This is a genomic window from Enterobacter cloacae complex sp. SHL009, from assembly GCF_049237205.1.
GTDB classification, from domain to species: domain Bacteria; phylum Pseudomonadota; class Gammaproteobacteria; order Enterobacterales; family Enterobacteriaceae; genus Enterobacter; species Enterobacter cloacae_M.
This window is the reverse complement of the sequence record NZ_JBMKIW010000005.1, coordinates 276,272-290,115: the sequence shown is the minus strand read 5'-3', so window position 1 is coordinate 290,115 and position 13,844 is coordinate 276,272. Positions and strand designations below refer to the sequence as shown.

General features: G+C 56.8%; 10 protein-coding genes and 2 tRNA genes. 4 read left to right on the top strand and 8 right to left on the bottom strand.

Features of this window, described 5'->3' with window-relative positions; translation table 11 throughout:
• Positions 1–5 precede the first annotated feature (5 nt).
• A complete protein-coding gene (locus ACOTZC_RS14365) occupies positions 6–341 on the bottom strand; it encodes a gamma-glutamylcyclotransferase family protein (RefSeq protein ID WP_045356739.1) in 336 nt (111 codons plus the stop codon).
• 53 nt (positions 342–394) lie between these two features.
• Positions 395–470 (bottom strand) — tRNA-Asn (locus ACOTZC_RS14360).
• Positions 471–631: 161 nt separating this feature from the next.
• Here ACOTZC_RS14360 and emmdR point away from each other — a divergent pair.
• Together emmdR and ACOTZC_RS14350 are read left to right on the top strand one after the other, a co-directional pair.
• Positions 632–2,086: a multidrug efflux MATE transporter EmmdR gene (gene emmdR, locus ACOTZC_RS14355; RefSeq protein WP_123244567.1), complete on the top strand. Its 1,455-nt coding sequence runs from the start codon at positions 632–634 to the stop codon at positions 2,084–2,086.
• A 103-nt stretch (positions 2,087–2,189) separates the two neighbouring features.
• A tRNA-Asn gene (locus ACOTZC_RS14350) sits at positions 2,190–2,265 on the top strand.
• Between the two features lie 142 nt (positions 2,266–2,407).
• Here ACOTZC_RS14350 and ACOTZC_RS14345 read toward each other — a convergent pair.
• From ACOTZC_RS14345 to shiA, 3 genes are all read right to left on the bottom strand, one after another.
• The gene (locus ACOTZC_RS14345; protein WP_047173636.1) at positions 2,408–4,174 is read right to left on the bottom strand and encodes an aminopeptidase P family protein; all 1,767 of its coding nucleotides are present in this window, start codon (positions 4,172–4,174) and stop codon (positions 2,408–2,410) included.
• An 18-nt stretch (positions 4,175–4,192) separates the two neighbouring features.
• Positions 4,193–5,647 (bottom strand): AMP nucleosidase, encoded by a 1,455-nt coding sequence (locus tag ACOTZC_RS14340; RefSeq protein ID WP_023312354.1) that lies wholly within the window; start codon positions 5,645–5,647, stop codon positions 4,193–4,195.
• 73 nt (positions 5,648–5,720) lie between these two features.
• A complete protein-coding gene (shiA, locus tag ACOTZC_RS14335) occupies positions 5,721–7,037 on the bottom strand; it encodes a shikimate transporter (protein WP_045403105.1) in 1,317 nt (438 codons plus the stop codon).
• 253 nt (positions 7,038–7,290) lie between these two features.
• Between shiA and pagP the strand changes: the two genes are divergently transcribed.
• On the top strand, positions 7,291–7,866 hold the full coding sequence (pagP, locus tag ACOTZC_RS14330; RefSeq protein WP_045403108.1) for a lipid IV(A) palmitoyltransferase PagP: 576 nt from the start codon (positions 7,291–7,293) through the stop codon (positions 7,864–7,866).
• Here pagP and ACOTZC_RS14325 read toward each other — a convergent pair.
• The 3 genes from ACOTZC_RS14325 to ACOTZC_RS14315 are packed head-to-tail and all read right to left on the bottom strand — an operon-like array spanning position 7,863 to position 12,972.
• The gene (locus ACOTZC_RS14325) at positions 7,863–8,828 is read right to left on the bottom strand and encodes an acyltransferase (RefSeq protein ID WP_045403111.1); all 966 of its coding nucleotides are present in this window, start codon (positions 8,826–8,828) and stop codon (positions 7,863–7,865) included. The genes pagP and ACOTZC_RS14325 overlap by 4 nt on opposite strands.
• Positions 8,825–11,887, bottom strand: a complete 3,063-nt coding sequence (locus ACOTZC_RS14320; protein WP_045403114.1) for an efflux RND transporter permease subunit — start codon at positions 11,885–11,887, stop codon at positions 8,825–8,827. The genes ACOTZC_RS14325 and ACOTZC_RS14320 overlap by 4 nt, the downstream gene beginning before the upstream one ends.
• Positions 11,887–12,972 (bottom strand): efflux RND transporter periplasmic adaptor subunit, encoded by a 1,086-nt coding sequence (locus ACOTZC_RS14315; protein WP_047173638.1) that lies wholly within the window; start codon positions 12,970–12,972, stop codon positions 11,887–11,889. Before ACOTZC_RS14315 ends, ACOTZC_RS14320 begins: the two co-directional genes overlap by 1 nt.
• A gap of 396 nt (positions 12,973–13,368) precedes the next feature.
• On the opposite strand from ACOTZC_RS14315, the gene ACOTZC_RS14310 reads away from it, so the two are divergent.
• A complete protein-coding gene (locus ACOTZC_RS14310; protein ID WP_029741859.1) occupies positions 13,369–13,800 on the top strand; it encodes a universal stress protein in 432 nt (143 codons plus the stop codon).
• The last annotated feature ends 44 nt before the right edge of the window (positions 13,801–13,844 follow it).

Here is a 13,844-nt window from a genome sequence, read left to right as displayed (position 1 = left end):
TTTTTTTATGATTCAGAACGCGGCTGTAGCTGATAAATCCAGGCCTGAACCTGCTTGCCTTCAAGAGTGGTCACCGTGACCTCAACCCGATCGTAGCCGTCTTCAAATTCGTCCAGCATTTGCCAGTTTGCGGCAAGGTTATCCGAGATAAACAGATAGCCTTCGACGCGGGGGCCGTCAGGGTGGAGCACAATTCCCGGGAAGTCCGCCGCGGCGCCCCAGCCGCGTTCGTAAAACGTGCCGGATACGGAACCGGCCAGCCATTCGCCGCCGATGTTTTCAAGAATATGCGCATTAGAGTGGCCCGGGCGCAGCGTGCCGTAGACAAACAGAGCGTTCATTTTCCCTCATCCGCAAAGCAAAAAGCCTGCTTTAAAAGCAGGCTTTTTAAATTTGGCTCCTCTGACTGGACTCGAACCAGTGACATACGGATTAACAGTCCGCCGTTCTACCGACTGAACTACAGAGGAATCGTTGTGGAGGCTTATCTTAGCGGCGAAAAAAGTTTTGTCAAACCTGATCTTAGGGAAAATCGACTGATTGCTGATTCTGTCGTCAGTTTGTTGTAAATCCACACATCTTTTTCTGGAAAATACTTTGCAGGATTAGCATTTGTCCCCCATCATTTGAAATGGAGTTTCAACTTTTCTCGCTAAGGTCCATTTTGAACGTCACTGCCTCCTTACGCCAGGCGATAACTCGCACGCCATGGTATGCAAAACGTAAAAGCTATCGTGTCCTGTTCTGGCGTGAAATCACCCCTCTTGCCGTGCCTATCTTCCTGGAAAATACCTGCGTTCTGCTGATGGGGGTTTTGAGCACCTTCCTGGTGAGCTGGCTGGGAAAAGAGGCGATGGCTGGGGTTGGGCTAGCGGACAGCTTTAACATGGTGGTGATCTCGTTCTTTGCCGCCATAGACCTGGGGACGACGGTGGTGGTGGCCTTTAGCCTCGGCAAGCTTGATCCCAAACGTGCACGCGAGGCGGCCCGCCAGTCGCTGATGATCATGACCATTTTTTCGATCGTTCTGGCGGCGGTGATCCACTATTTCGGTAAAGAGATTATCGATTTTGTCGCCGGGGAGGCCACGAACGAGGTTAAAGACCTGGCGCTGACCTACCTGGAAATGACTGTCTTAAGCTATCCGGCGGCGGCCATTGCGCTGATTGGCAGCGGCGCGCTGCGCGGGGCGGGCAACACCAAAATTCCGCTGCTGATCAACGGCGGGATGAATATCCTGAATATCATTATCAGCAGCGTGCTTATCTATGGCGTGTTCTCGTGGGAGGGGCTGGGGTTCGTCGGTGCCGGACTGGGATTAACAATTTCACGCTATATCGGTGCGGCAGCCATCATCGGGGTACTGATGGCGGGGATTACCCCCTCGCTGCGTCTGACGCTGAAAAGCTATTTCCGCCCCTTTAATTTCGCCATTATCTGGGAAGTGATGGGGATCGGCATTCCCGCCAGCATTGAATCGGTGTTATTCAACGGCGGGAAGCTGCTCACGCAGATGTTTGTCGCCGGGATGGGCACCGACGTTATCGCCGGTAACTTTATAGCCTTCTCTATTGCCTCGCTGATTAACCTGCCGGGTAACGCGTTGGGTTCGGCATCGACCATTATTACGGGTAAGCGGCTCGGGAAAGGGCAGATAGGCCAGGCGGAGCGGCAGCTGCGGCACGTGTTCTGGCTGTCGACCATTGGGCTGACGCTGATCGCCTGGGGAACCGCGCCGTTTGCCGGGCTGATGGCCTCGTTCTATACCCACGAAGACGACGTTAAAGAGGTTGTTAAGATCCTCATCTGGCTCAACGCGGCCTTTATGCCCATCTGGGCGGCCTCATGGGTATTGCCCGCCGGGCTGAAAGGAGCGCGCGATGCCCGCTTTGCGATGTGGGTATCGATGCTCGGCATGTGGGGATGTCGCGTTGTCGCGGGGTATACGCTCGGGGTGATGCTCGGATGGGGGGTGGTCGGCGTCTGGCTGGGGATGTTCCTCGACTGGGCCGTGCGGGGCGCGCTGTTCTACTGGCGGATGGTTAGCGGGCGCTGGCTGTGGAAATATCCGCGAAAGAATGCCTGACAATTGCGCGAAGTGGAGAATAATTCGGCAAACGATCGGAAATATGCATTCTGCCTTTGACATCATGGGGGAGCATCGATAATATGCGCCCCGTTCACACGATTCCTCTGTAGTTCAGTCGGTAGAACGGCGGACTGTTAATCCGTATGTCACTGGTTCGAGTCCAGTCAGAGGAGCCAAATTTAAAAAGCCTGCTTTTAAAGCAGGCTTTTTGCTTTTCTGCGCAAGGGAAATGCAAAACGGCAACCTTGTTGCCGTTTTTAGTGTGTGCACCCTCTCCCGTGGGAGAGGGTTGGGGTGAGGGCACCAGACCGCACGAAATTACACACCAATCGGCGCTGTCGCTTCCACCAGCCACGGACGCGCATCGCTATTCACCAGAGGTGAAAGCACCTCGCGTACCTGCCGGTGATACGCATCCAGCCACTGCTTTTCCTGCTCGCTCAGCAGATGCAGCTCAACCTGACTTAAGTCGATCGGGATCAGCGTCAGCGAGGCAAATTTGCAGAACCCCGGACGGCTCTCCACAATCTCAACCTGGTTTTCAATACGAATACCGTGGCTGTCGCCCAGATAGTAGCCCGGCTCGATAGTCATGATATTGCCCGCCACCAGCGGCCACGAATTGACCTTTTTGGCGATGCGATGCGGGTTCTCGTGGATCAGCAGCTGGTGCCCCACGCCGTGTCCCGTACCGTGATCGTAATCCAGCCCCATCTCCCACAGCGGGCGACGCGCAAACGCATCCAGCTGATGCCCCTGAGTCCCGGAAGGGAACTGCAGAGTAATGAGCGACAGAAAGCCTCTCAGCACGGCGGTGTAGTGCAGGCGCTGCTGCGGATCGACTTTCCCCCACGCCAGCGTGCGCGTGGCGTCAGTGGTGCCGTTAACATACTGGCCGCCGGAATCGTTCAGGTAAAAATGGTCATGGCCGATGGGCTTATTGCTGGCCTCGCTCGAGTGATAGTGGCACATCGCCGCATTGCTCGAAGAGGCGGAGATGGTTGCAAAACTCTGCTCGATGAACCCGGGCTGCTGTTGACGGAACGCAAGCTGCTGCGCCTGCGCGTCCAGCTCGGTGAGCGGTTTTCCTGCCGCCTCGCGCCGCGGCACTTCACGGCTCAGCCAGGCGAGGAAGTTGACCCACGCGGCCCCGTCCTGGTGATGGCACTCGCGATAGCCTGCCAGCTCGACCGGATTTTTAGTCGCTTTCATCAGGGTGATGGGGTCAGTCCGCCAGACAATTTCTCCCCGTGGCTCAACGGCGAAGCGCAGGGCCACCGGCGCGGAATCGGCATCAATCATCACCCGTTTGCCTTCAGCAATCTGCTGGCAGCGTTCAATAAAGGTATCCTGCGGGGCAACGGCGAACGCACTGCGCACACCGTCAGGCAGTGCGCTGAGCTTATTGTCGTTAACAAACCACTCAACGCTACCATCACGGCTGAGCAGCGCGAAGGAAAGAGGAACCGGGCTAAAGGGGATATCTGATCCACGCACGTTTAGCAGCCAGGCGATGTTATCCGGCAGCGTCACGGCGAGGAAATCAGCATTGTGTTCTGCCAGCACGGCGGCGACGCGCTGACGTTTGTCCGCGCTGCGTTCACCGCTGTGTTCAACCGGCATCTCACGGATAAGCCCCGCCGGTGCGGCAGGGCGATCGGTCCACAAGGTGTCAAACGGCGAGGCCTTCAGAGGCACCAGCTCGCACGACGTGGCTGACAGCTGCTCAAACTCTGAATTGGTCATCAGCAGCGCGTCAAAACCGATGCGCGTTCCTGCCTCAACGTTTTCTGCCAGCCATTCTGCCAGCGGCTCGTTGTGCAGATGGTGGATCTCAACCTCATCCGTATTGACCTGAACGCGTGCCTGAACCTGATAGCGCCCGTCGACGAACAGCAGCGCTTTGTTTTTCAACACTAGCGCCACGCCGGCCGAACCGTCAAAGCCCGTCAGCCAGGCCAGCTTTTCGTCGTAGGGCGCGCAGTATTCGCTCTGCCAGGCATCCGCGCGCGGGACGATCATCCCGTCGAGTTGACTGGCTTTAAGCCAGTGGCGCAGGGCAGAGAGCGGTGATGTGCTGGACATTGTTTTTCCTTATCGTTATTAGCGGAACGGCGGCTCGTTGAAGGTGCGCAGCTTGCGCGAATGCAGCTTGTCGCCCTCCGCGCGAAGTAAATCAATCGCACGAATACCAATCTGCAGGTGCTCTGAGATAGCCCCTTCGTAGAAACGGTTGGCCTGGCCCGGCAGCTTAATTTCGCCGTGCAGCGGCTTATCGGAGACGCACAGCAGCGTGCCGTAAGGGACGCGGAAGCGATACCCCTGCGCGGCGATGGTGGCGCTCTCCATATCGATCGCCACCGCGCGGCTCAGGTTGAACCGCAGCGCGGAGGCGGAGTAGCGCAGCTCCCAGTTGCGGTCATCCGTTGTGACGACCGTACCGGTGCGCAGGCGCTGTTTAACCTCTTCACCCGGCATGCCGCTGACCTCTTTGGTCGCGTCATACAGCGCGCGCTGTACTTCGGCGATGCTCGGGATTGGGATATCCGGCGGCAGCACCGCATCAAGCACGTGGTCATCGCGCAGATAGGCGTGGGCCAGCACGTAGTCGCCAATCAGCTGGCTTTCGCGCAGGCCGCCGCAGTGGCCAATCATCAGCCACACGTCCGGGCGCAGTACCGCCAGATGGTCGCAGATGGTCTTGGCATTTGACGGGCCAACGCCGATGTTAATCAGGGTGATGCCCTGACCGTCTGCGGTGATCAGGTGCCAGGCGGGCATCTGGTGCTTTTTCCACGCCAGGTCGGAGATCGCCTGCTCGGGGGCTTCGGTTTCAGCGGTGATCCAGATCCCGCCCGCGCAGGACAGCGCGATATACGGGCTTTCCGGGTCGAGGATCTGGCTGCAGCCCCAGCGGACAAACTCATCGACGTAACGGGTGTAGTTGGTAAAGAGCACGAACGGCTGGAAATGTTCGACTGGCGTACCGGTGTAGTGGCGCAGGCGCGCCAGGGAGAAATCGACCCGGCGGGCATCAAAATGCGACAGGGGAGAAAATTCTGCCGGATGATAAATCCCGTCGGCCGTCTCATCGCCAATCTGTGAAAGCTCGGTGGTCGGGAAGTGGCGGGTCAGCCCCGCGCTCATGGAGCGGTCAAGAGTTAACGCCGAACCGTCAATCACGTAGGGATAGGGGATCTCATGCTGGGAGGGCTCAACGGCAATGTGCGCGCCGTAATCCTGGTACAGCAGCGTGAGTTGTTCTTCAAGATACGGGCGGAACAGCGCAGGGCGGGTGACGGTGGTGCTGTAGCAGCCGGAGTGGGTAAAGCGCGCGTAGGCGCGGGTTTTGGGATTACTGCTGGCGCTGCCGTCCCAGGTCACAGAGAGCGATGGATAAACAAAAAGGCCCTCGGTTCTGGCCTTTTGGTCGGGAAGTTTCCCTGTTTCGATATATTCGCTGATGGCGCCGCGCAGCGCGTTGACGGACTGTTCATACAGCGCGTCGAGTTTTTCCAGCGCCTGAGCCGGGGTCAGGCTGGAGCCCTTATTATTCATCTCTGTCTCCTTGTTCCACAGGTGTGCGACTCTACCCGATAGTATGTCACACGCCTGTGAAACAAAAGGGAGATCAGCGGTGGCTCGTCTCTTTCATCAGCAGCGCCGTTGCCGCCGACAGCAGGCAGCCGGCGAGCAGATAAATCGCCACGCTGTGCCAGTTGCCGCCGGAGAAGGTCACCAGCGCGGCGGCAATAAACGGCGTAAATCCGCCGCCGACCACGCTTGCCACCTGGTAGCCCACTCCCGCGCCGCTGTAGCGGTAGCTTGCGCCAAACAGCTCGGTGAACATCGGCTGCTGCACGCACACCACCATGTCGTGAGCGATGTTGGCGAGCATGATGGCGAAGAAGACAATCCAGAAGATCGACTGCGCCTCCAGCGCCATAAAGAATGGCCAGGCGCTGAGGGTGCCAATCAGCGCCCCGGTGATGTAAACGCGACGGCGGCCAAACCTGTCCGCCAGCCACGCGAAGCAGGGGATTGTCAGGCAGCTGATCCCGCCGACCAGCAGGCCGATATTCAGGAACAGCTCGCGCGGCAGACCGAGATTCTGCGTCGAGTAGTTCAGGGCAAACGCGGTGACGATATACATCGTCAGCAGCTCGCACAGGCGCAGGGCGATAATTTTCAGAAAAGCGCCAGGGTGCTGAACCAGCGCTTCCATCACAGGCAGACGCTTTTTGGCGAGCGGTTTTTCCAGCTGTTGTTTTTCAAACTCAGCCGACTCCTCCATCCCGTTACGGATCCACAGCGCAGCGATGACCAGCACGATGCTGAAGATGAACGGAATGCGCCAGCCCCAGCTCAGGAACTGCTCGTCGGTAGTAAGCTGGCTGATTAGCGATACCAGCCCGGTGGAAAGCAGAAGGCCTACGCCGTACCCGACCTGTACGCCGCTGCTGTAAAACGCTTTTCTGTGCTTCGGCGCGCTCTCAACGGACAGCAGCGCCGCACCGCCCCATTCGCCGCCTACGGCGAAGCCCTGGATGGCGCGCAGGGTGACCAGCAGTACCGGTGCCCACCAGCCGATAGAGGCAAACGAGGGGAGAATACCGATAAGCGCGGTGGCGATCCCCATCATCCAGACGGTGAGCATCAGCATGCGCTTGCGGCCGAGACGGTCGCCGAAGTGGCCGAAGATCACACCCCCCAGCGGGCGAAACAGAAAGCCAACGCCGAAGGTGGCAAACGCGGCGAGCGTGCCCATCGCAGGGCTGACCTGGGGGAAGAATTCGCGGTTAAACACCAGCGCGGCGGTAATGCCGTAAAGCAGAAAATCATACCAGTCGACGACGGCACCCGCGAAGCTGCCGAGTGCGGCGCGGCGGGCACGATTGAGCGAAGGGGTCTCCTCGTTGGGACGATCGGAGATGAGGGTGGAGTCCATAGTTGTCCTGTCCGTACTAATTTTTAATTATTGGTATAAGAAAAGGTCACTCACATTGCGCCGTTATATAAACGGAACCTATGAGACTACCGCGACAAAACGCCCGAGAAAACGTTTTTATCTTTCCTGAAGGTGCTGAATAAATAAATTTCATCTTCGCCTGCAGCGAGATAATTGTGTCTTCTGGCTCCGTTACAGGCTGAATGGTTTACAGTAATAGTGACCGCGCGTGAGTTAAGCTGAGGGAATAACGATGCAACGCACCTTTTCGGCATTCTGGATGATTCTGTTTTTATTCGTCGCACCGCTTCATGCGGAGCCCAACGTCTATGGTGAACAGCGTATCAGCGGCTGGTGGAACGCGCTGACGGACGATATTTCGCAAACCTGGGAGCAGCCTCAACGTTACGATCTGTACCTGCCGTTTCTGAGCTGGCACGCTCGCTTTATGTACGACAAAGAAAAAACCGATAAGTACAACGAAATGCCGTGGGGCGGTGGCCTGGGCGTTTCCCGCTATAACGAAGAGGGCAACTGGAGCGCGCTTTTCGCGATGATGTTCAAGGACTCGCACAACGAATGGCAGCCCGCGATGGGCTATGGCTGGGAGAAGGGCTGGTATCTGGATAATGCCAAAGATTTCCGCCTTGGGCTCGGTGCTGCAGCGGGAATCACGGCGCGAGATGATTTTGCAAACTATGTACCGCTACCGTTCATTTTCCCGCTGTTCTCTGCCGGCTACAAGCGCGTTACCGTCCAGTTCACCTATATTCCTGGAACCTATAACAACGGCAACGTGCTTTTTGCCTGGCTGCGCTTAGGCTTTTAAAGGGTGATCACCTTTTTTGCCACGGCGTTAGACAATACCAGCATGGAGAAGAGAACAGAGGTGACGAACGTAAGCACAATCAGCGCCAGCTTCATACCGAGAGAGGTCACCGGTATGAGCGCCGTCAGCAGATGAAACACCGAGTAATGCACAATGTACACGCCGGTCATCGTTTTGCTGATGGCGGCCAGAATGGACTCTTTAAATTCAGCATTGCGGCGAAAGCGCACGCCGTTTGCCGCAATCACCAGCGCGATGATCAAAATGTAAATTTGAGAGCCGGTGAGAATAAAGGCGTTTCTGTCCGCCTTGAACAGCGCGAAGAAGAAGTGGCGCTCGTAAAACCAGGTGAAGAGGTAGATAAACGGGATGGCGACAACCGCCGCCCTGACCACATTTTTGCGGCTAATCCACTCGGCGACTTTCGGGTCGCAGAAGAGTTGCCCCGTCAGATAAAACAGCAGCCACGTCCACAGCCGATACTGTGGTGAAAGAGAAAGGACATGCGTTTCAGGATAAAGCGCCGATAGCAGATCGTATCCGTAGGAAAAGAGCAGCAGGGCGGCAATCGCGCCGCAGAACAGCGCTCGCCGCTGGCTGAGCCACTCCACCGCCGGGTGGAAGGTGTAAATCACCACAAACGCAAACACGAACCAGGGCTGGATTAAATAGCCGCGCTGATAGGGCTCCCACAGGTAGTAGATCGTTATCCAGAACAGAAAAACAATCACCAGGCTTTTAATTTTACCCAGCTGCCAGCGGGTGCCGTGCCGGGATTGTCCGTCGAGATAGCCCGCAACCACAAAAAACAGCGGCGTGGCAATTGTCGAGATAAAGGTTAAAAACCCCAGGATCCAGTGATAGTCATAATCATAATGATCCCAGGTATTATAGATGGTGAAGAAGGTGACCGCCGTCATACAGCCCAGCGTTTTGATAATGTTCAGCCCTGTCGCATTCATTGTTGTTTGGCTTCGTCCTTACGATGGAAACACGCATAAATCACGGGGAGTACCAGCAGCGTCAGGATTGTAGCAAATCCCAGTCCAAACATAATGACAACGGCCATGCTCTGGAAGAAAACGTCCAGCAGCAGCGGAGCCAGGCCCAGTACGGTCGTGAAAGCGGTGAGCAGGATAGGGCGCAGGCGCGAGGTGGCGGCGTACACGATCGCCTCGTGCTGGTCCTTTTGCGTTTTCTGCTGTTCGATCTCTTCCACCAGCACGATGCCGTTACGGATGAGCATGCCGCTCAGGCTCAGCAGGCCAATCAGCGCCATAAAGCCGAACGGGATACCGGTAATCAAGAATCCAGGCGTGACGCCAATCAACGCCAGCGGCACGGTCAGCCAGATGGCGACGGCATTTTTTACCGAGCTGAACATCAGTACGGTGATAACAAACATCACCAGATACCCGAGAGGTAGCGTAGTGAATAGCCCCTGCTGCGCTTCGCTGGAGTTTTCCGCGTCGCCCCCCCACTCGATGCTGTAGCCGTGTGGCAGGCTAAGGGCATCAATCTGCGGCTTCACGCGGGCGAGAATGTCCCCGGAGGTTTGCTGGCTCAGCGGGTCCGGGTCCGTCTGCACCGTCAGCACCCTCGAGCGGTCGCGTCGAAGGATGAGCGGATCTTCCCACTCCAGCGAGAAGCGGCTGACGACGTTACTCAGCGGGATATACTGCTGCCGCGTCTGGCTCCACACCAGCACGTTGTTCAGGTGATTGGCGTCCAGCCGTTCGCTCTCAGGCGGGCGCACCACGACCGGGAGCAGGTCGCTGCCTTCCCGGTACAGCCCCGCCCGGCTGCCGGAGAAGTTCATCTCCAGCGCGTTATCAACGTCCTGCTTATCTACGCCAAGCTCACGGCCCAGGGCGGCAACGTACTGTGGGCGGATCACCTTGCTGCGGTTTTGCCAGTCGTTCCTGACGCTGCCCGTGGCCGGGTCGCGGGTGAGGATGTCGTCCACCTGGCTGGCAATCAGGCGCAGCCTGTCAGGGTCGGGGCCTTTAATGCGCACCTCAATGGCGCTGTCGCCGGAGGGGCCAAACATGACGCGTTTGGTACTGGCGTTGACCTGCGGATAGTTTCGCGCGATGTACTCGTCAACGTGGCGCGTCAGGGCGGAGATGTTGCGCTGGTCGTCCATGCGCACCATGATCTGCGCATAGTTGCTGTACTGGCGCTGTCCGCTGTAGGTCAGAATGAAGCGCATACTTCCCTGACCAATGGTTGAGACGGTGGTCTCCACGCCCGGCTGGCCATTGATCGTCTTTTCAATATCGCTGGTCATTTTCTCAGTCCACTTGATATCGGTACCGTAGGGTAGCCACAGGTCGACAAAGAAAATCGGCGTATTAGACGACGGGAAAAAATTTTGCCGCACGGCGCCGAAGCCCCAGACAGAGGCTGCCAGCAGCGCAGCCATCACAATGAGCGTCGGTGCCTTATGGTGCAGCAGCGCGTTAAGCAGGCGCTGGTAGGCGCGGTAGAGGCGTTTGTCGTAAGGATCTGACTCGTCGGTTTTATCGGGCGCGCTGTCGTTTTTAAACAACCACCACTTAATCAGCACCGGGGTGAGGGTGAGCGCCGAGAACCAGCTCAGCATCAGGGAAATCAGGAGCACCTGGAACAGGGATTTACAATATTCCCCGGTGGAATCCTGCGACAGCCCGATAGGGGCAAACGCCAGTATGGCAATCACCGTCGCCCCCAGCAGCGGCAGGGCGGAGCGGCGGATGATGTAGTTCACGGCGGTCAGCAGTGGCGAGCCCTGCTGTCGGGCAATCAACACCCCTTCGACAATCACGATGGCGTTATCCACCAGCATGCTGAGGGCGATAATCAGCGCCCCGAGCGAGATGCGCTGTAGCTCAATGCCACACAGATACATAATCAGCAGCGTGCCCAGCACGTTAAGGGCGAGAGAAACCGCGATGATGATCCCGCTGCGTACGCCCATAAAGATCAGCAGCACGCCGATGACAATCGCCAGCGCCATCAGGAAGTTAATAATAAAACCGTTAACGGAGTGGCCCACTTCGGCTGCCTGATCGTAAAACAGATTTATCTGTATGCCTGCCGGTTTTTCCGCCGACATCTGGCTTAGCTTCGCCTCCAGCGCGTGGCCCACGTCGATAACGTTCACGCCGGGAATAAACGAGACGCCCATGGTGACGGCTTTTTTGCCGTTGGCATGGTAGATACTGGCCGGCGATTCGTTCAGCCCGCGCGACAGCGTGGCGATATCCCGCAGACGCGTCGCCGCCCCGGTGCCGGAAGGCGTGATGATGATATCCGCCAGTTCATCAAGATTCTCGAACTCACCGGTCGGGTGCAGGCGAATGGATTCGGTGCCGGAGGTGATTTCTCCTGCGCTGGAAACGACGTTAAGTCTGTTGAGCAGGGCGGAAAGCTGGTTCAGCGTAATGCCGCGCGCGGCCATTTTGGTCAGGGAGATATCGATGTTGACCTGTTGGCTAATCGCCCCGCCGATGGCGACCTTCGCGACGCCGGGTATCAGAATTAACTCCCGGCGCAGCTGCTCCGCATATCTCACCAGTTCAGGATTACTGAATTCATCTCCGGAAATGGCGAAGAAGAAGCCGAACACGTCGCCGAAATCGTCATTCACAAAGGGCGTGACGACGCCGGGCGGAAACTGACGCGAGGCATCGCCTACGCGGCGTCGCAGTTCATCCCAAATCTGCGGCAGCTCGTTCGAGTGATAGCGAGAAGCGATGTTAACGGTGATTTGCGACAGACCGTTTGAAGAGATGGAGCTCACGTTGTCCAGATAAGGCAGCTGCTGAAGGGCATTCTCCAGCGGAAGCGTCACCTCCTCTTCAACCTGCTGAGCGGATGCGCCGGGGTAGTGGGTGACCACCACTGCGGTTTTGATGGTAAAGGCGGGATCTTCCAGCCTGCCGATATTCAACAGGGCAAAAATACCCCCGATGCCCAGCAGCAGGATCGTTAGCCAGACGCGAACAGGGTTATTAATAAATTGACGAGAGATATCCATTACAGTCCCCGTTCACGCGTCCAGATACGTACCGGCTGGTTAGCATGGAGCTCCCCAACGCCCGCGGCCACCACGCGTTCGCCTGCCTTAAGCCCGCTGGTAATCACCACCCCTTCGGTGCTCACTTGCCCCACGCTGACCTTGCGGTCTTCGAGATGGAGCGCGTCGCCTTCGCCCGTCACGACCCAGACGTGCGGCTCGTTGCGCGGGCTGTTGTTCGGGTTAAAGACTGCCTCAACCGGTACGACCAGCGCCTGAGCGTCCGCGCCCGCCGGGAGGTTGGTTAAATTGATGGTCACCGTACCGCTTACGCCGCCGACGGCGGGAAAATCATCTGGCCGCGGCATGGTCAGTATCACCTGCCAGGTCAGGGTATTGCTGTCGCTGCTGCCCGAATGCTCTTTGTAGACGGCGGTAAATTCCCGATCCGGCATGGCGTTAATTTTCACCACGGGGCGATACTGCGCGTTGCGGATATCAAAGGCCTTAAACAGGTTTTCAGGGATACTGAACACCACGTCCAGCAGATCGGTACGGGTTAACGTGGCAATGGGCTGACCGGCAGACACCACCTGATGGTTTCGGACATGTACGCTGGCCGCCGTCCCGCTGAAGGGGGCGACGAGCGTCATCTGATTCAGCTCTTCCCGGGCAATCTGTAGCGCCGCATTCGCCGAATCGCGGTTCGCACGCTGCACGTCCATTTCTGCTTTCGAAATCGCCTGACGACCCGCCAGCGTCTGGAAGCGATCGAACTGCCTCTGGGCCAGCGTCGCCGCCGTTTGTCTGTCGTTAACCCGCTGCTGGGCTTCACGGGCGTTCAGTCTGGCAAGCTGTTGCCCCTGCTTGATGGCTGCGCCCTGACGCACATCGAGCGCTTCAATTTGACCGGCGCGCTTGAAGGAAAGGTCTGTGGCATCGCCCGATTCAATGCGGGCGGGAAAAACGCGCTGCCGGGCGTGACCGGGAACCGTCACCTCCGCCACTTTTACCATCCTGGGCAGGGGGGCGGCTTGCTTCGGTTTCGGGTCGCACGCCGTGAGCGTTAACAAAACGAACGGTAAAAGAGAGAGGTAGCGGTTCACTGTATTCCCCTAATAAATAACTGTTTTATTTATTCCATCACCTGGACAGGGGGTGACACTATTCTGCCAGAACAGTGACGACCATATAGGTAAATAAACCAATCGCCGTGCTGGCGATAATGGCAAGTGCAATAAACATACCCAGGCGGATCAGGCTTAAACCATACATACATTCCTCCATGAGCCGGGAGCGGTGGCTGACTATGAGCATAGTCGGCGAAAAGATAAATGTTAAATAACCATTATCAGTGGGGAAGCGCTAAACCTGATATTCCTGTGCTACGTTTAATATTATCCATCTTTTTTACCGTAGCTGGCATTAAGGGCAACCCCCTGCATTTAATGCGTTTTTTTGCTTCATTCACTCTCGTGTTGGTTATAAAAAGGATGCTCGATATGTATAAAAACATTCTCGTTCCGGTGGATGTCTACGAGACAAGCCTGGCGGATAAGGCGTTGCAGCATGCACAGTTTCTGGCGCAAAGCGCATCGGGTGACATTCATTTGCTGCACGTCATGCCCAAGTTTTCAGCCGAACTGACGCGTGGTTTTATTTCAGATGCGCGCAAAATGGATGAATATATGATTAATAATTCGAAAGAAAAGCTGTCTGACCTGGTCAAAAAAGTAAATCTGCCAGAAGAGCGTGTTCATCTCCACGTCCGTAGCGGGAATGTTCGTGATGAGGTTATTAAGCTGGCGGATGAACTTGCCGTCGGCGCGATTATTGTCGGCTCGCGAAATCCAAATATTCAAACCCATTTGTTAGGATCTGAGGCGGCAAGTATTGTTCGTTACGCTCATGTTCCTGTTTTCGTTATTCGTTAATTACAGAGAAGCAAGGTGATTTCTGAATAGAACCTGAGGAAGGA